16 protein-coding genes and 1 other RNA gene are annotated in these 18,903 nt (G+C 40.9%); 13 read left to right on the top strand and 4 right to left on the bottom strand.

Annotation, left to right across the window (positions count from 1 at the left end; translation table 11 throughout):
- Positions 1-54: 54 nt before the first annotated feature.
- Entirely contained in the window at positions 55-2,283 is a 2,229-nt protein-coding gene (pbp1a, locus tag C1E99_RS12900; protein WP_161951214.1) for a penicillin-binding protein PBP1A, read from the bottom strand.
- Complete coding sequence (gene recU / locus C1E99_RS12895; RefSeq protein ID WP_099831462.1) at positions 2,264-2,881, bottom strand: Holliday junction resolvase RecU; 618 nt, start codon at positions 2,879-2,881, stop codon at positions 2,264-2,266. Before recU ends, pbp1a begins: the two co-directional genes overlap by 20 nt.
- Positions 2,882-2,947: 66 nt before the next feature.
- On the opposite strand from recU, the gene C1E99_RS12890 reads away from it, so the two are divergent.
- The 5 genes from C1E99_RS12890 to C1E99_RS12870 all read left to right on the top strand — a co-directional run bounded on the left by C1E99_RS12890 (position 2,948) and on the right by C1E99_RS12870 (position 6,978).
- A complete protein-coding gene (locus C1E99_RS12890; protein WP_105207731.1) occupies positions 2,948-3,487 on the top strand; it encodes a DUF1273 domain-containing protein in 540 nt (179 codons plus the stop codon).
- A 70-nt stretch (positions 3,488-3,557) separates the two neighbouring features.
- Entirely contained in the window at positions 3,558-3,884 is a 327-nt protein-coding gene (gene gpsB / locus C1E99_RS12885) for a cell division regulator GpsB (protein WP_105106893.1), read from the top strand.
- A gap of 18 nt (positions 3,885-3,902) precedes the next feature.
- Positions 3,903-4,267: RNase P RNA component class B (gene rnpB, locus C1E99_RS12880), an RNA gene on the top strand.
- A gap of 53 nt (positions 4,268-4,320) precedes the next feature.
- Positions 4,321-5,484, top strand: coding sequence for a THUMP domain-containing class I SAM-dependent RNA methyltransferase (locus tag C1E99_RS12875; RefSeq protein ID WP_105207730.1), 1,164 nt, complete (start codon positions 4,321-4,323; stop codon positions 5,482-5,484).
- Positions 5,485-5,496: 12 nt separating this feature from the next.
- On the top strand, positions 5,497-6,978 hold the full coding sequence (locus C1E99_RS12870) for a cell division site-positioning protein MapZ family protein (RefSeq protein WP_105207729.1): 1,482 nt from the start codon (positions 5,497-5,499) through the stop codon (positions 6,976-6,978).
- A gap of 44 nt (positions 6,979-7,022) precedes the next feature.
- Here C1E99_RS12870 and C1E99_RS12865 read toward each other — a convergent pair whose 3' ends face one another.
- Positions 7,023-7,505 carry an S-ribosylhomocysteine lyase gene (locus C1E99_RS12865; RefSeq protein WP_105207728.1) on the bottom strand — a complete coding sequence of 161 codons (483 nt, stop codon included), beginning with the start codon at positions 7,503-7,505 and terminating at the stop codon, positions 7,023-7,025.
- A gap of 130 nt (positions 7,506-7,635) precedes the next feature.
- Between C1E99_RS12865 and C1E99_RS12860 the strand changes: the two genes are divergently transcribed.
- From C1E99_RS12860 to pknB, 8 genes are all read left to right on the top strand, one after another.
- Positions 7,636-9,249, top strand: coding sequence for a ribonuclease Y (locus C1E99_RS12860; RefSeq protein ID WP_105207727.1), 1,614 nt, complete (start codon positions 7,636-7,638; stop codon positions 9,247-9,249).
- A gap of 121 nt (positions 9,250-9,370) precedes the next feature.
- Entirely contained in the window at positions 9,371-9,991 is a 621-nt protein-coding gene (gene gmk, locus C1E99_RS12855; protein ID WP_105106898.1) for a guanylate kinase, read from the top strand.
- A 34-nt stretch (positions 9,992-10,025) separates the two neighbouring features.
- The gene (gene rpoZ, locus C1E99_RS12850; RefSeq protein WP_004195201.1) at positions 10,026-10,340 is read left to right on the top strand and encodes a DNA-directed RNA polymerase subunit omega; all 315 of its coding nucleotides are present in this window, start codon (positions 10,026-10,028) and stop codon (positions 10,338-10,340) included.
- A gap of 78 nt (positions 10,341-10,418) precedes the next feature.
- The gene (locus C1E99_RS12845) at positions 10,419-12,809 is read left to right on the top strand and encodes a primosomal protein N' (RefSeq protein ID WP_105207726.1); all 2,391 of its coding nucleotides are present in this window, start codon (positions 10,419-10,421) and stop codon (positions 12,807-12,809) included.
- A gap of 135 nt (positions 12,810-12,944) precedes the next feature.
- On the top strand, positions 12,945-13,883 hold the full coding sequence (fmt, locus tag C1E99_RS12840) for a methionyl-tRNA formyltransferase (RefSeq protein WP_105207725.1): 939 nt from the start codon (positions 12,945-12,947) through the stop codon (positions 13,881-13,883).
- Positions 13,870-15,183, top strand: a complete 1,314-nt coding sequence (rsmB, locus tag C1E99_RS12835; protein WP_105207724.1) for a 16S rRNA (cytosine(967)-C(5))-methyltransferase RsmB — start codon at positions 13,870-13,872, stop codon at positions 15,181-15,183. The genes fmt and rsmB overlap by 14 nt, the downstream gene beginning before the upstream one ends.
- Positions 15,184-15,220: 37 nt before the next feature.
- Positions 15,221-15,958, top strand: coding sequence for a Stp1/IreP family PP2C-type Ser/Thr phosphatase (locus tag C1E99_RS12830; RefSeq protein WP_105106902.1), 738 nt, complete (start codon positions 15,221-15,223; stop codon positions 15,956-15,958).
- Positions 15,958-17,967 carry a Stk1 family PASTA domain-containing Ser/Thr kinase gene (pknB, locus tag C1E99_RS12825; protein WP_105207723.1) on the top strand — a complete coding sequence of 670 codons (2,010 nt, stop codon included), beginning with the start codon at positions 15,958-15,960 and terminating at the stop codon, positions 17,965-17,967. The genes C1E99_RS12830 and pknB overlap by 1 nt, the downstream gene beginning before the upstream one ends.
- A 735-nt stretch (positions 17,968-18,702) precedes the next feature.
- Here the strand turns inward: pknB and C1E99_RS12815 are convergent.
- A partial coding sequence (locus tag C1E99_RS12815) for a transposase (protein ID WP_161943210.1) occupies positions 18,703-18,903 on the bottom strand: 201 nt, incomplete at its 5' end.

Raw genomic sequence — 18,903 nt, 5'->3', positions numbered from 1 at the left:
TCGAATTCGGATGAAAACAAAAGAGAGGCTGGCTGACCCAGTCTCTCTCGTATATTATTGACCATTTGATTGATTCGATGAAGATGTCTCTGTTCCAACAGATCTGTTAATGTTTGAGCTTTCACTTGAAGCTGTCTCTGAATTTGTTGAACTTCCAGATGTATTTGATTCATCGGTAGTTTGGCTAGAAGCTTCAGTTGAAACAGAAGTCTCTGTTTGATTATCTTCCGATTGACCATTTTGAGTGTTGTCATAATAATAATAATAAGTTGTGGAACTTGTTGAGTTATTGAAATTGGAAAGAGATTTACTACCTTTAAGATAGTAATTTGAACCATATTGGACCAATCCACTCGGCATTTCCCAATCAGTAGCGCTATAGTCAGAGTGCATATAAGTCATCATGCTTCGATAGACATCCGACGCTACACGCATACCGTTATCTAATACTGGAGTCATTCGATTTGTGTACCCTGTCCATACAGCCATTGCGTATTGATTAGAATATCCAACAAAGTTTTCGTCAGGTACAACAATGGAACTGTAATTCGCCTCAGGTATATTTGAGAGAATTGTAGTAGTTTCTGAATCTGTATAGTTAGAAGTACCAGTTTTTCCGGCCATTGGAATACCTCTTACAGAAGCATTAAGTCCATATCCCGAAGTCATAACAGATTTCATAATATTTGTCATCATGAAAGCAGTCTCTTCTGTCATTACTCTTGTTCCCTCAGGAGCAAATTCTGTTACAGTACCATCTGAGAATTCAATTTTATTGACATATTGTGGAGCGTAGTAAGTTCCACCATTGGCAAATGAAGCAAAGGCAGCGGCCATTTTTTCACTACTTGCCCCATATTTACGGTCTGAATCAGAAGTATTACTTGAAATGGCATTAGAATAGTGCATTTCAGGATAATCAATTCCCATTTTATTCAAAAACGTGAGAGCTTTGTCAAGACCAGTGGCCTCAAGTGCTTTTACAGCTGTGGTATTTCGTGAATATAACATAGCTGTTTTCAAGTCAATTGTTCCATAATATTGTCTATCCCAGTTATTAACAGGAGTAGTTGTTCCTGGGTAGTTATATGGAGCATCAACAACTGTATCTGCAGTTGAAGTGAAAACGCCATTTTCCAGTGCAGGAGCATAGTCTGTAATTGGTTTCATTGTGGAACCAAAGTCTCGGTTAGTCTCAACTGCTTGGTTTATTCCCAATGAGACATTTGATTCTTGCTTTCTGCCTCCCAACTGAGCGACCACTTTACCATTGGAAACGTCAATTACAGTTGAAGCAACTTGGAGAAGATCATCAGGATAATTGACATACCAATCAGTGTTGTAGATGTTCCATAGTTCTTGCTGTGCTGCGGGGTCTACATTTGTATAAACATCCATGCCTGTTGTCATAAGATTATAACCAGTTTTGGTTTCAACTTCTTCAATAACTTGTTTTATATAATTATCCATGTAGTCTGGGTAAGCAGCGGTATTTGATAAAGGTTGTAAACCATCAGTCACGGGCGTTAATACGGCTTGCTCATATTGAGAATTATCAATATACTTTTCTTCAAGCATTTCAGCCAGTACCATATCGCGACGATTTTTTGCTTCTTCAGGATATGTATATGGATCATATTGATTTGGAGCTTGTGGCATACCTGCAAGTAAGGCTAATTGAGGAAGAGTTAAATCTTTCAGTTCCTTACCAAAGAATGCATTAGCAGCTGTCTTCATTCCATAATTCCCATTGGACATATTTACTTTATTGATGTAGTAAGTTAATATTTCCTGTTTGGTATTTCTACGTTCTAGCTGCAAGGCTAACCAAGCTTCTTGAATTTTCCGTTTGATATTTTGGTCCTGAACGGATGTTGAAAAGTAAGTCAACTTTATGAACTGCTGATCTAATGTAGAACCTCCTTGAAGTCTGCCACCAGTCAGATTATTTACTAAAGATCCAGCAATACGAATCACGTCAACACCACGGTGGTTAAAGAATCGTTGATCTTCGATTGCAACGATGGCGTTTACTAAATCAGTAGGAATTTCCTCTATCGATGCGTTTGATCTTTTTTCTGCTCCTAAATCCGCAATTAGGTTTCCGTTCTTGTCGTAAATTTTACTGGAAACTGTAGCGGTTAAGGATTCTTCGGATAGTTTTGGTGCTGTCGATATATAATAGACAGTTAATAAGGAGCCTGCAATGATAGCTAAGATAGCTCCAGAAAGTAAGATATTTGAGGCAATTAGAAGAGCCTTTTTAATAGTTGTAGTTTTCAAAAGAGTCACCACCTAATAATTTTTTTTCAACAATATCTAGATAAGGGATGCTTGGAAAGCTTCCCATTTTTATCTCAAAGCCGTGTTCTTTAATGTATGCCAAGGGCATGGACTTGCTCCCTTTATCTATTTGATAGAAATGAATGAGGGGAGTGGCGGGTAAAAGATAGGTTTCCTTCAAAGTTGAAAAGTGAAGAAGGACAAAACAAATGCCACCTTGTTTAACAACCTGTTTCATATGCTCAATTTGATGCTCATGAAAGTTTTTCATGGGCATAGATGCCTTTTGCCGTGTTTCTTTAGCTTCGAAATCGATATACCGACTCTTAAAAACACCAGAGTAGTCTGTAGTTGATGCCTGTCTAAAATAGGCCTCGATAATTTTCGCACGACTTCGTTTTGGGTAGTCAACTTTGACAATCTGCACAGGGGTCGGTTTTTTATGGATCACCGCGATTTCATGCGCTAAATAATAGTGATTGCTATCGTTGATAGCCGCTTCAAAAGTCATTCCACGATTTGCAAAATTTACCTGTTGAGCTGGAACAGAACTGGTTCTATTGATTTTTTTGGATACCTTATGGGGATAATTGACCATAGAACTCCTTCTTGATAAAATAAATATCAGCATATTATACCATAATTAGAGAAAAGAGTACAAGAAATGGATACTAAGAGCTTATTGATAACAGGGTATAGACATATTGATTTGGGAATTTTTTCAGAAAAAGACCCACGTTTAATAATTATTAAAGCAGCGATTCGAAGGGATCTTGTTCGATACTTGGAGAGCGGTACAACATGGTTTGTCCTGACAGGACAACTAGGATTTGAGTACTGGTGTTTAGAGGTTTTGGAAGAGTTGAAATCGGAAGGATATGATTTAAAGATTGCGACCATATTTCCTTTTGAAAATCATGGTGAACAGTGGAGCGATGCAAGTCAGGAAAAACTCAGTCGCTTTAAACAAGTTGATTTTGTTAAGTTTGCTTACCCGTATTTTGAACATGCTGGTCAGTTTAGAGATTATAATCAATTTTTAATTGAAAATACAGATGAGGCATATTTATTTTACGATCCTGAAAATGAAACAAATTTGAAATATCTGTATCATCTGATCTTAAAAAAAGAAGGATATAATAAAAAAACGCTTACCTTTGAAGACCTTAACGAGGTAGCTGAAAATTTTTCAAATTCCGAGTAATTTGACTTGATTTTTCCCTATTTTTTTTAATATAATAGGACTAGTGACGTTTTAGATTAGGGAGAGAGAGATGGCCAGTATTAAATTTACAACTAAAGATATTTTTGAGCAAGATTTCAAAATCGGATTTCGTGGATATGACCAAGATGAAGTAAACGATTTTCTTGATGATATTATGAAAGATTATGATGCTTATGAAGCAATTATAAAGGAGTTAAAAGCTGAAATTGCTCGTTTAAAAGCGAAAGTAGCAAGTGGAACGAAAACGGCAGAAATTGAAGAACAACGAGATGCACTTGTGGCAGAGCGTCCTCAATCAGCTACAAATTTTGATATTCTTCGTCGATTAAATCGATTAGAGAAGGAAGTTTTTGGGAAACAAATCGTTCAGGATTAAACAATAGGTAAATGTGCAATTTTTGGATAATCGCGTGGTAGGATTCTATCATGAGGAAAGTCCATGCTAGCACTGACTGAGATGTCAGTAGTGTTTGTGCTAGGCGAATCCATAAGCCTAGGGACGTCTTTTGGCGTTACGGCGGTCGAACGGGCTAAGTCTTCGGATACGTTCTATTAGGCCTGAAAGTGCCACAGTGACGAAGTTTTCAGGGAAACCTGAAAAGTGGAACGCGGTAAACCCCTCAAGCTAGCAACCCAAACTTTGGTCGGGGCATGGGATAGACGGAAATGAACGAATATCCTGACTGTGAAAGCGGTAGACAGATGATTATCGAAGGTGGTAGAACCTAGTATCACCGGAACAAAACATGGCTTATAGAAAATTGCATAAAATAGGTAGCTAGCTTTGCTAGCTTTTATTGTAGAGGAAAATGATGAAAAAACAGTTTGAATTGATAGCGACAGCTGCAGCTGGCTTGGAGGCAGTTGTTGGTCGTGAAATTCGTAATCTTGGCTATGATTGCCAAGTTGAAAATGGTCGTGTTCGATTTCAAGGAGATGTGAAATCTATTATCGAAACCAATCTTTGGCTTCGTTCAGCTGACCGAATTAAAATTATTGTAGGGCAGTTTTCAGCAAAGACTTTTGAAGAATTGTTTCAAGGTGTCTTTGGATTGGATTGGGAAAATTACCTACCACTTGGTTGTAAATTTCCTATTTCAAAAGCAAAATGTGTTAAATCGAAACTGCATAATGAACCAAGTGTCCAAGCTATTTCTAAAAAAGCAGTAGTTAAGAAATTGCAAAAACACTTTTCTCGTCCAGAAGGGGTTCCATTGCAAGAAGTTGGAGTAGAGTTCAAGATTGAAGTGTCTATTTTAAAAGATATTGCAACGGTCATGATTGATACAACTGGTTCTAGCTTGTTCAAACGTGGTTACCGGGTTGAAAAAGGTGGAGCTCCGATTAAAGAAAATATGGCGGCGGCCATATTGCAGTTGTCAAACTGGTATCCAGATAAGCCCTTGATTGATCCGACCTGTGGTTCAGGGACTTTTTGTATTGAAGCTGCCATGTTGGCCAAGAATATTGCACCTGGTTTGAAACGTGATTTCGCATTTGAAGAATGGCCGTGGGTTGATGACCAATTGGTCGCGGATTTACGAAAAAAAGCCCAAGCAGCGATAAAAACAGATTTGGTCTTAGATATTGCTGGATCTGATATTGATGCTCGAATGGTGGAAATTGCTAAGAAAAATGCTTTTGCGGCCGGTGTTGACCAAGATATTGTTTTCAAACAAATGCGTGTTCAAGATTTACGAACGGATAAAATTAATGGTGTTATTATTTCTAATCCACCTTATGGTGAATGTTTATTGGATGATGATGCGATCATAACACTTTATCGTGAGATGGGTCAGACCTTTGAGCCGTTGAAAACTTGGTCAAAATTTATTTTAACAAGTGATGAACAGTTTGAAAAACGCTTTGGTCAGCAGGCTGATAAAAAACGCAAATTATATAATGGTACCTTAAAAGTTGACTTGTATCAATTTTTTGGTCAGCGTGTTAAAAGAGAAATAGTAACAGAACAGTAATAGGAGTAAGTTGTGGTAGAAAAAAATAATAAAAATGTGCCTCAAGATGACGAGAGAGTATTGGATTTTGAGGATGCGAAAGAATTGACAATTGGTGAGGCCGTTCGGAAACATAAAGAAATTGAAGCTGGAGTGACAGATGATGACGGATTGTTAGATCGGTATATTAAACAACATCGAGAGGAAATTGAAGCGCAAAAATTCGAAACGAAGTCTATTCATTTACCGTTAGTTGAGTCAACCCCAGCAGAAGAGGAGGAAATTGAAGCTGAACATCGGGATCGTCCAAATGAGGAAGACCGATTAAAGCCAATTTCAGCGATGGAATTGTTATCAACTGCTGAAAAAGGTAGTGTGACTCCACCAGTTGGATCAATCGAGAAGTCTCTTGACTCTAATGTAGTTGCTCAGGGTGATAAAATTGAATTTTCGGAAATTGTTGAACCTTTGGATGAGCAGATAGAAGACGTAGCTGATGACGATTGGGGACAGGCCGAGGAAGCCGCAAAAGATCGTAAGAAAAAGATGATTTTTTGGTCTGCAGCAGGTCTCTTACTCATTGGTTCAGTTGCTACTGCATTGATGTGGATGAACTCTATAAATAACTCCAACTCCAACACAAGTACTACCTCAACTACAAGTCAATCCACTTCAACATCATCGAGCTCGACAGATGCAAATGTAACGGCGTTTGAACAACTCTACTCAAGCTTTTTCACAGATTCAAGCTTAACGAAATTGAAGAATTCCGAGTTTGGTAAATTGTCGGAGCTCAAAGCCTTGTTAGATAAAATTGATACAAAGTCAGAAAGTTATCAAACTGCCAAGGAGAAGTACGATAACTTAGAAAAAGCAATTGCGGCTATCCAGGCTATCAATGGTCAATTTGATAAAGAGGTTATTGTAGACGGAGAAATTGATACGACAGCCACTGCCAAAGCAGATGCGAGTCTTACTGCTACCAATACAGGGATTAGCTCAGTGGATAGTTTATTAGCATCTGTCGTCAATTTTGGACGTTCTCAACAAGAAGTTGCAGCTGGTTCTGCAGTTACTACAGAGGCAACATCAGACAGTACCCAAGTTGCTTCAACGGACACGGGGGCTAGCACTTCCACAGAAGTAACGGTGGCTAGTGATGCCTCAACTGGCGTGGTTACTGGTTCCTCAACTTCTTATGGCATTCCTGTTTCGGCTGGTGTTACCCTTCAACGTGATCGTAGTCGCGTACCATACGATCAAGCAAAAATCGATGATGTGAATAATGAAGCATGGATATTTACTCCAGGAATCTTGGAAAATATTGTTGCTATTTCACAACAACGTGGCTACATCACAGGTAACCAATACATTTTGGAAAAAGTTAACATTATAAATGGCAATGGTTACTACAATATGTTTAAACCAGATGGAACCTACCTCTTCTCAATCAACTGTAAGACAGGTTATTTTGTTGGTAATGGTGCTGGCAACTCAGATGCCTTGGATTACTAAGCAAAACAAAAAAGCGGCTTGACCGCTTTTTTTGTGTCCAATATTTAAATTGGTTTTCTTTCAAAGGCATCGCTTGAAATACCTTGTGAAACAATCAATTTTGCCCATTCTTTAGCTGAATGTAGGCTGTGGTCCTTGTAGTTTCCACAGGATTCAATGGTTGTTCCAGGGACATCCTCCCAAGTAATTCCATCTGCGATTTCTTCCAAACTTGCCTTGATGACTTGAGCAATTTCTGCAGGGTCTTGCTTGCCCCACATGATCATATGGAAGCCAGTTCGACAGCCGAATGGTGAGCAATCAATCAGGCCATCAATACGCTGACGGATGAGTTTTGCCAAGAGATGCTCGATAGTATGCAGACCAGCTGTATCCATGGCATTTTCATTGGGTTGGATAAGTCGGATATCAAAGTTTGTAATAATATCCCCTTTTGGACCAACTTCTTCTGAAATCAAGCGGACATAGGGTGCCTTAACAATGGTGTGGTCCAATTCAAAACTTTCAACGGTAACTTCTTTTTTCATGTGTTCCTCCAAACTATTTAATGAATTTATTATAACATATTTGTCGATTTGGAATTGTGAAATCGGTTCAATTATGATAAAATAGAAACAGATTTTGTGAAAATCGAATTTTAAAAAAAGAGGTAGAAATATGGGAATCATTGCATTTGTAGTGGCTCTTGTTTCTGCTCTCATTGGTTTAGTAATTGGCTACTTTGCCATTTCTTTGAAGATGAAATCTGCAAAAGAAACTGCAGAATTAACCCTTTTAAATGCAGAACAAGAAGCAAGTAATGTTCGTGGTCGTGCGGAAGAAGAAGCAGAAGCTATTTTGAAGACAGCTGAGCGTGACCGTCAGACCTTGAAAAAAGAATTACTCTTGGAAGCTAAGGAGGAGGCTCGTAAGTACCGAGAAGAAATCGCAGAAGAATTTAAGTCAGAGCGTCAGGAGTTGAAACAGATTGAAGTGCGTTTAACCGAACGTGCCAGCAATTTGGATCGAAAAGATGACAATTTGACCAATAAAGAAAAGACTTTGGAGCAGAAAGAACAAAGTCTAACTGATAAATCTAAACACATTGATGAGCGTGAGCAAGAGGTTGCTAAGTTGGAAGAGCAAAAAGCTCTCGAATTAGAACGTGTAGCAGCACTCAGTCAAGAAGAGGCTAAGGATATTATCTTGACCGATACTCGCGACAAGTTAACGCATGAAATCGCAACCCAAATCCGAGATGCTGAACGTGAGGTCAAAGAGCGTTCGGACAAGATGGCCAAGGACCTGTTGGCCCAGGCTATGCAACGGATTTCAGGTGAATATGTAGCTGAGCAGACTATTACCTCTGTTCACCTGCCAGATGATGCCATGAAAGGTCGGATTATCGGACGCGAAGGACGTAACATTCGTACCTTTGAAAGCTTGACTGGTATTGATGTTATCATTGATGACACGCCAGAAGTCGTTGTCTTATCAGGGTTTGACCCAATTCGTCGTGAAATTGCTCGCATGACTATGGAAACCTTGCTTCAAGATGGTCGGATTCATCCGGCTCGTATTGAGGAATTGGTTGAAAAACACCGTGTGGAAATGGATAATCGCATCCGTGAATATGGTGAGGCTGCTGCTTACGAAGTTGGTGCACCAAACCTTCACCCAGATTTGATCAAGATTATGGGACGTTTGCATTTCCGTACTTCTTATGGTCAGAATGTACTTCGTCACTCGATTGAAGTTGCCAAATTAGCTGGAGTGCTCGCTGCTGAGTTGGGCGAAAATGTCAATTTGGCTCGCCGTGCAGGTTTCCTCCACGATATTGGTAAGGCAATCGACCGTGAGGTGGATGGTAGCCACGTTGAAATTGGTACAGAATTGGCTAAGAAGTACAAGGAGCATCCGATTGTGGTTAACACGATTGCCAGCCACCACGGCGATGTAGAACCGACAAGTACCATTGCCGTTATTGTAGCAGCTGCGGATGCCTTGAGTGCGGCTCGTCCAGGTTCACGCCGTGAGTCTATGGAGGCCTACATCAAGCGTCTACAAGACTTGGAAGGAATTGCCAATAGCTTTGACGGGATTAAACAATCCTATGCTATTCAAGCAGGTCGAGAAGTACGAATTATTGTTCATCCGAATAAGATTTCAGATGATCAAATTACTATCTTGGCCCACGATGTCCGTGAGAAAATCGAAAATAACTTGGATTATCCAGGAAATATCAAAATTACTGTCATCCGTGAAACAAGGGCAACCGATGTTGCCAAATAAGTTAGGGGGGGGCTAGACTAGCTCCTCTTTCTTTTTGAAAAAATATCTTGCTCATTTAAAATCAGTTGAAATTCCTAGGGATTTTTGTTACACTAGAATGAAAGATTTTAAAGGAGATATCATGAAAGAGCGAGGCTTACTCATTGTATTTTCCGGCCCGTCGGGAGTTGGGAAGGGAACGGTTCGAAAGGAAATTTTTGAAAGTTCGGATAACAAATTTGAATATTCAGTGTCGATGACGACACGCCCACAAAGACCTGGTGAAGTAGACGGAGTGGATTATTTCTTCCGTAGCCGTGAGGAATTTGAAGACTTGATTCGTCAAGGGCAGATGTTGGAATATGCTGAGTACGTTGGCAATTACTATGGAACTCCTTTGACCTATGTCAACGAAACGCTTGATAGGGGAATTGATGTTTTCTTAGAAATTGAAGTTCAAGGTGCTCTTCAAGTTAAGAAAAAGGTTCCAGACGGTGTCTTTATCTTCTTGACGCCACCAGATTTGGAAGAACTACAAGATCGCTTAGTTGGTCGAGGAACGGATAGCGAGGAAGTCATTGCCCAGCGTATCGAACGTGCCAAGGAAGAAATTGCCTTGATGCGTGAGTATGACTATGCGGTTGTCAATGATGAAGTTCCATTGGCAGCTGAACGTGTGAAACGCATTATCGAAGCGGAGCATTTCCGAGTGGACCGTGTGATCGGACGCTATGATGAAATGATTCGTGATGTAAACAAGTAACAGAACCTTTATAGAAAGTAGAGAGAATCCTATTATGATGTTGAAGCCATCTATTGATACCTTGTTGGATAAGGTACCATCTAAGTACTCATTGGTTATTCTTGAGGCCAAACGTGCCCATGAATTAGAAGCGGGAGCAAAACCAACTCAAGAATTTACTTCTGTAAAATCAACCCTTCGTGCCTTGGAAGAAATTGAATCTGGTAATGTGGTTATCCACCCAGACCCAGAAGCAAAACGTGAGGCAGTTCGTCGCCGTGCTGAAGAGGCTAAACGTTTGGCGGAAGAAGAAGAGAAGAAAATCAAAGAACAAATCGCTAAAGAAAAAGAAGAAGGCGAAAAGATTTAATAAAAAACTCGGTTGGGATTACCATCCGGGTTTCTTTTCACTTACGGATTGATAGAATATTTACAGAAAGGAGGCAGTATGTTAGCACAGGTTATTGTAGACGTCCCTTTGATGCAGACAGATCAAGCTTATTCCTATCGCGTTCCAGCTGAGTTGGAAGAGGGGCTCAAGGTTGGCGTGCGTGTCCATGTACCCTTTGGTAAGGGAAATCGGCTGATTCAAGGGATTGTAGTTGACTTGATTGATGAAGATGACGAAAATAAGCTACAAGACTTGAAAGAGCTTGCCGAAGTTTTGGACTATAGCCCCGTTCTCAATCAAGAGCAATTTTGGTTGGCAGACCAGATGAGGAAGTCGGTCTTCTCCTATAAAATTACCCTCTTAAAATCCATGTTGCCCAGCTTGCTCAATTCGACCTATGACAAATTGCTCCGTCCAGGGCTTGGTTTGGAAATGGCAGAGCAGATTAGTCTATTTGGTGATAAGGACCAGATTCGTTTTTCTGACTTGGACGTGACAGAGCAAGGGAAAATCATGCGTCTGGCCCAGTCAGGAAAAATATTGGTAGACTATGTGGCCAAGGATAAGAAGCAAATCAAAACTGAAAAATGGTACCGGGTTTGTCTGGAGAAATTACGAAAAGCAGACATTAGCAATCGAGCCAAGAAACGCCAGCAATTAAGGGAATTTCTTCTGGAACACTCGGAAGACCAGCTCCTTTCAAACCTAAAATCGGACTATTCAGCTGATACGCTCCGCTATTTCCAAGAAAATGGCTATATAGAAATCTGGGAAGAGGAAGTGTCGCGGACTCAGGGTGTTTTTGATAAGGTGAAAAAAACGCAGGCCTTGGATTTGAATCCAGAGCAGGCGATTGCGGTTCGTGAGATTGTGGCCTCTATCGGTCAGGAGAGTCAGACATTTTTACTGCAAGGAGTGACAGGTTCTGGGAAGACGGAGGTTTATCTCCAGGTCATTGATCGGGTTTTAAAAATGGGGAAAACGGCCATTATGCTGGTGCCTGAAATTTCCTTGACCCCTCAGATGACCAATCGTTTTATTTCTCGATTTGGTCAGCAGGTTGCTATTTTGCATTCGGGCTTGTCTGACGGCGAGAAGTATGACGAGTGGCGCAAGATTGAGGCGGGGAATGCCCAAGTAGTTGTCGGGGCTCGATCAGCTATTTTTGCACCATTGACAAACTTAGGTGTTATCATTATTGATGAAGAGCATGAGGCGACCTACAAGCAGGACAGCAATCCACGCTACCATGCGCGTGATGTGGCAAAGTTGCGGGCTGATTATAATCGAGCGACCCTGGTCTTGGGTTCTGCTACGCCAAGTCTTGAAACACGGGCTCGGGCTAGTCGAGGAGTCTATGGAAGACTGACTCTTAACCAGAGGGCTAATCCCTTGGCTCGAATTCCAGAAGTGGAAGTTGTGGATTTCCGTGATTATATCGGTCAGCAGGAGGCTAGTAATTTTACGCCTGTTTTAATTGATAAGATTAAAGAAAAGCTAGACCGCAATGAACAAGTTGTCCTTATGTTAAACCGCCGAGGCTATTCTTCTTTTGTCATGTGTCGTGATTGTGGGAGTGTTGATCAGTGTCCCAACTGTGATATTTCCCTGACGCTCCATATGGACACAAAGACGATGAATTGCCACTACTGCGGTTTTCAAAAGGGGATTCCTCAGACCTGTCCAAACTGTCAAAGTCGTTCCATTCGTTATTATGGGACGGGTACGCAAAAGGCCTACGATGAATTGCAGGAGCTCTTGCCAGAAGCTAGAATATTGCGTATGGATGTGGATACTACCAAGAAAAAAGGTACTCATGAGGACTTGCTCGAACGGTTTGGTCAAGGCGAAGCGGATATTCTTCTGGGAACCCAGATGATTGCCAAGGGCTTGGATTTTCCAAATGTGACGCTGGTTGGGGTGCTCAATGCTGATACGGCTCTCAATTTGCCTGATTTCCGTTCTTCTGAGCGGACCTTCCAGTTGCTTACTCAGGTAGCCGGTCGGGCTGGACGGGCTGACAAAGAAGGGGAAGTCCTGATTCAGACCTATAACCCCAATCATTATGCCATTGCCTTTGCCAAAGAGCAGGATTATGAAGGTTTCTATCGCTATGAGATGGGCATCCGGAAAAATCTTGGCTATCCACCTTACTATTTTACAGTTGGCTTAACCTTTTCGCACAAGTCGGAAGAATTTGTCGTGAAAAAAGCCTATGAAACTGTAGCCTTTCTACGTCAACACTTAACAGATTCAATTCAAATCCTGGGACCGACGCCCAAGCCCATTGCCAGAACCCATAATCTCTACCACTACCAGATTATCTTGAAATACCGGCATGAAGACCGTTTGGAAGAAGTCTTGAACCAGATTTTGGATTGGACACAGGAGAGAGAAAATCAAGATTTGCGGCTGATTATTGACAATGAACCACAGAATCTGATGTGAGGTCGTGAGAGACCTTGCATTTTTTTATTTTATTCGGCTGATATACCCTTAATTAAGGAAAAAATAAGCAAAAATGGTATAATTAAGGGATAATAGAATTTGTAAGAATCACGTAAAGGAGATGAGAAAGCAAGTATGACCAAGTTGATTTTTATGGGAACACCAGCATTTTCAGCGACAGTCTTAAAAGGACTTTTGGCGGATGACCAGTATGAAATCCTTGCTGTTGTCACCCAGCCAGACCGAGCTGTTGGACGAAAAAAAGTCATTCAAATGACACCTGTGAAAGAAGTAGCCTTGGAATACCAATTACCAGTCTATCAACCTGAAAAGCTATCTGGTAGCCAAGAACTAGATGAGCTGATGAATTTAGGAGCAGATGGGATTGTAACAGCAGCTTTTGGGCAATTCCTACCAACCAAATTATTGAACTCAGTTGACTTTGCAGTCAATGTTCATGCTTCTCTTCTTCCTAAATACCGTGGTGGTGCCCCTATCCATTATGCCTTGATTAACGGTGATGAACGTGCCGGAGTAACCATCATGGAAATGGTCAAGGAGATGGATGCCGGCGACATGATTTCCAGCGATAGCATTGCTATTGAAGAAAGTGACAATGTCGGCACCTTGTTTGAAAAGTTGGCTGTTGTTGGTAGGGATTTATTATTACAAACCTTACCAGCCTATATTGCTGGTGACTTGAAACCAGTCGCTCAAAATCCAGAACAGGTAACCTTCTCACCAAATATTCAGCCAGAAGAAGAGGTACTGGATTGGAATAAGACAGCTCGTCAACTATTTAATCACATTCGTGGTATGTATCCGTGGCCAGTTGCCCACACCTATTGGCAAGGGGAACGGTTTAAAATTCAAGAAGCTGTAGAAACAGAAGGTGAAGGACCAGTCGGTCGGGTTATTGCTCGAAGCAAGAAAGAATTGGTCATTGCGACAGGTCAGGGAGCACTTTCTCTGAAAACTGTCCAGCCAGCTGGTAAGCCAAAAATGACCATTGCAGACTTTTTAAATGGTGCAGGTCGAGATATTGCAGTAGGAGATCAATTTGGTGATCAATAAACATGAAACAGCAAGAAGTCTAGCCTTATCTGTATTGGAACAAGTATTTGATCAAGGAGCTTATTCCAATATCGCACTCAATAAGGCCCTAGAATCTTCTCCTTTATCAGCACAGGACAAGGGCTTGGCGACCGAGTTGGTCTATGGGACAGTCTCTCGTAAAATTACCCTAGAGTGGTATTTGGCACATTTTATCGAAGATAGGGAAAAGTTGGACACTTGGGTCTACTATCTCCTCATGTTGAGCCTCTACCAGTTGGTATATTTGGACAAATTGCCCCCCCACGCAGTTGTCAATGAGGCAGTTAATATTGCCAAGCGAAAGCCTGGTACTGACAAGTTTGTCAACGCTATTTTGCGTAAAATGAGCCAATCGACCTTGCCCAATCCTGCAGAAATCAAACGAAAGAACAAACGTCTATCCGTTCAGTATTCTGTGCCAGTTTGGTTGGTCCAAACCTTGATTGCAGAATATGGCGATGAACGTGCAGAGAAGATTTTCCAAAGCTTACATGATCGGAATAAGGCCAGCGTACGTGTGACGGATGGTCAACGAGTGGAGCAATTGGCAGAGGAGTTAGATGCCCAACGCTCTCAGTTATCGCCTGTCGGTCTAGTTAAATCCCATGGACACTTTGCGGGGACAGATTATTTTAGGGAAGGGCTCATCACCATTCAAGATGAAACCAGTCAATTAGTGGCGCCAACTTTGGATATTCAAGGGAATGAAATCATCTTGGATGCCTGTGCAGCTCCAGGTGGAAAGACCTGTCATATGGCAAGCTATCTTACGGATGGAAAAGTTTATGCGTTGGATTTATATGATCATAAACTAAACCTGATTGAAGAAAACGCACTTCGTTTAGGTCTAGAAGATAAGATTGAGACCAAACGTCTGGACGCCAGTCGTGTTCATGAAACATTTGGACCTGATACCTTTGATAAGATATTGGTAGACGCTCCTTGTTCAGGTATTGGACTCATCCGCCGTAAGCCAGATATTCGATATAACAAGGCAGCCATGGACTTTGATTCTCTAAAGACTATCCAGTTGCAGATACTGGAAAGTGTTTGTCAAAGCTTGAAAATCGGTGGTATAATGACCTATAGCACTTGTACGATTATTAAAAAGGAAAACCAAGAGGTTATTCAAGAGTTTTTGCTTAAGCATCCCAATTTTGAACAGGTAACATTAGAACACCCCAAAAAGGATATAATGGTAGATGGGTGCTTGTTGATTACACCGGAACAATACCAGACTGATGGATTTTTCATCGGTCAATTTAGAAGGAAATTTTAGAAGTAAGAGGAGGAAGTTGCTTAGCAACGAAAAAAGTATGGAAATTGCATTATTAACTGATGTTGGACAAAAACGTTCGAACAACCAAGATTATATTAACCGCTATAAAAACAGAGCAGGTATTGATTTAGTCGTATTGGCTGATGGAATGGGTGGTCATCGTGCGGGCCATATTGCCAGTGAGATGGCAGCGACAGATTTAGGGGCTGCTTGGGTTGATACCCAATTAGTGACTTTAAACGAAGTTCGTGAGTGGATGGTTGCCATCATTGACGCTGAAAACCAAAAGATTCATGAACTTGGACAGACAGAAGAATACAAGGGGATGGGAACAACGCTTGAAGCAGTTGTTGTCATCGACAACCAAATGATCTATGCCCATGTTGGAGATTCACGAGTTGGATTGATTAGAGATGGCGAATATACACGTCTAACTAACGACCATTCGCTGGTAGGTGCCCTTGTTCGAGCTGGTCAGCTTACAGAAGAAGAAGCGCAACGTCATCCTCAAAAAAATATCGTGACACAATCAATCGGTCAAGCTGAGCCAATTGAACCAGATATTGCTTTGAAAACTCTTGAAGTTGGAGACTATATCCTAATTAATAGTGATGGATTGACAAATATGGTACCAACCGAGGACATTCGTGATATTGTATTGAGTGATGTTTCCATTGAAAGCAAGGTAGAAACACTTGTACGTTTTGCAAATAATGCAGGCGGTCTAGATAATATTACAGTAGGTTTGCTTCACATTACGGAGGAGGCTAGGTAATGATTCAAATCGGTAAGATCTTTGCCGGTCGGTATCGAATCGTTCGGCAAATTGGTCGAGGCGGTATGGCAGATGTTTACCTAGCAAGAGATTTGATTTTAGATGGAGAGGAAGTCGCGGTCAAGGTTCTGCGGACAAACTACCAAACAGATCAAATTGCTATCCAGCGTTTCCAACGCGAAGCGCGTGCTATGGCTGAACTAGATCATCCTAATATTGTTCGCATTTCAGATATTGGCGAGGAAGATGGTCAACAGTATCTGGCAATGGAATATGTCAATGGCCTTGATTTAAAACGATATATTAAAGAAAACGCCCCGTTATCCAATGATGTTGCGGTACGTATTATGGGACAAATTTTACTTGCCATGCGTATGGCGCATACCCGAGGTATTGTCCATCGAGATTTGAAGCCTCAGAATGTCATTTTGACTTCAAATGGGATAGCAAAAGTTACGGATTTTGGTATTGCAGTAGCCTTTGCAGAGACTAGTTTAACTCAAACCAACTCAATGTTGGGTTCCGTTCACTATCTTTCTCCGGAGCAGGCGCGTGGTTCAAAAGCAACTATTCAAAGTGATATCTATGCGATGGGGATTATTCTTTTCGAGATGTTGACCGGTCGAATTCCATACGATGGGGATAGCGCTGTGACCATTGCACTACAGCATTTTCAAAAACCGATTCCTTCTGTTCGAGAAGAAAATGCAAATGTTCCTCAGGCATTGGAAAATGTTGTGCTAAAAGCGACCGCTAAGAAATTGAATGAACGGTATAAGTCGGTTGCTGAAATGTACGCAGATTTGGCTTCAGCTCTGTCAGTAGAACGCAAAGATGAGCCACGTGTTGTTTTGGAGGGGAATAAAATTGATACAAAGACCTTGCCAAAACTTTCTCAGGCTAATGTAGAGTCTAAGTCACCTTTGGCTGCAGACGCAGTTCGTAAAGCTACAAATAAGGGAAGCAATGATAAGAATGAGAAAGCTAAGCAGACTGCTAAACCAGTAACGAAACCCAAACATAGAATACGAACTAGGTATAAGGTATTGGCAGGGGCAATTTTATTAACTGTTATTGCGATAGTGCTGATATTTTTCAACTCCCCCCGAACAGTAACAGTTCCGGATGTTGTAGGTCAGACTCGTGATAAGGCAGTCGAAATGATTGAAGTATCTGGTTTAGAAGTTGGCTCAATTACTGAAGAAGCTACGAATGAAGTTGCCGAAGGAACTGTTGTTCGAACTAAGCCAGGAGCGGGAACTAGTCGACGTCAAGGTAGTAAAATTGACATTGTCGTTGCGTCAGCCGCTTTGGTTTCTATACCTGATTTGAACGGAATGGATTCTGAAACTGCAAAGCAGGAACTTGAAAATCTAGGTTTAAAAGTTACAGTAAAAGAAGAGTATAGTGAATCAGTTAGCAAAGGTTTAGTGATAAAAACAAATCCCCAAGCCAATGCTTCAGTTGAAAAAGAAAGTAGTGTGACACTATATGTTTCTAATGGAGTTGCACCTCAACTAGTTCCAGATGTAGTTGGAAAAACTCAAGATTCTGCTAGCCAGATTTTACAAGCTTCTGGATTCTATGTTGGAACTATTACACAAGAATTTAGTGATTCAGTTGAGTCAGGACATGTTATCAGTACAGATCCGATTGCCCATACAGAACTTGAAAAGGGTTCTGCAATCAGTTTGGTAGTCTCAAAAGGTAAAGCAATAGTTATGCCAGACCTGACCTCAGGTCAATTGACATATTCTGAAGCAAGTAGCCATTTGCAGGCACTCGGTGTTAAAGTTGCCAATATCGAAAAACAAGAAGATAGAAGTTACTATTCAACGACAAGTGATATTGTAGTTAGTCAATATCCTGCAGCGGGTTCAACCATTGAGGGAACTGTAACCTTATATGTTTCAGTTGCATCGTCAACTTCAAGTAGTGAAAGTTCAACAACTTCAACTTCCACTACAAGTACGAGCACTTCGACCACTACATCAGATAGCGGACAATAATTCAAAAGAAGCTGGGTAAAAAGCCCAGCGGCCATTACTCAGAGTTCATGTCAACATCTCAGCGCAGTGGTTGATTGGCTTTAACAGTCCAGTGGAGTGAAACAGTTCGGGGAACTGTTTCAGACTGAGCCTAAAAATGAAAAAGCGAGGTAAAAAGGTTGGAGATAAGATTTGCAAAGCAAATCTCAGCAATTTGTGTTTCACACTCCAAATCTGACCTTTACTATTGTTGCAAACGGAGTTCGCTTCATTTCCAACCTCCAACTGTCTCCCAGACAGTTGGAGCTGTACGGGGGTGGGAGGTCAAACAGTCAGAGTAGTGACTGTTTGAGTGAGGAAATAAAACAAACGAAGTTTGTGTCAAAATAGTCCAGTGGAGTGAAACAGTTCAGGGAACTGTTTCAGCTAGTCACCTAAAAATAAGAAAGTGACCATAGTAGCCCGAACCTACTGTTTGGAAGTGAGGTGAACTCTTTTTTGACCAGTCGAGCTCTTTCTCACTACCTTTTTCTGCACGCCAAACGCATGAAGAAAATTTTGTTTTCGGAAAACTCACTTTCATATTTTATACAGTTTTTTAGCAAAAATTTATGCTATAATTAGTCTGAATTTGAGGAATTATTCATGACTAAATGTAAAAACTATGAAAATAAATTGAAAAAATGCATGTAACAAGAAAATGGTTACATGCATTTTCTTCAGGCTCTTTGTCAACTGTAGTGGGTAGATGAAAAGCTAACACCTAGAGAGGACGAAATTGGTTCTCTCTTTCTTTATGTTCAAGGCAATCAAAATCCGTTTTCTAAAGTTTTCAAAGTTCCTAAAACCAAAGGCATTTCTTTTAATGACTTTGATGAGATTATTGGTAGCTTCCAGTTTGGCGTTGGAATAAGGCAATTCCATAGCGTTTAAAACCTTGTCTTTATCCTTTAGAAA

This window comes from Streptococcus suis, from assembly GCF_002964045.1.
Classification (GTDB): Bacteria; Bacillota; Bacilli; order Lactobacillales; family Streptococcaceae; genus Streptococcus; species Streptococcus suis_U.
Note: the sequence above shows the minus strand (reverse complement) of the source record. Positions and strands in the feature narration are given on the sequence as shown.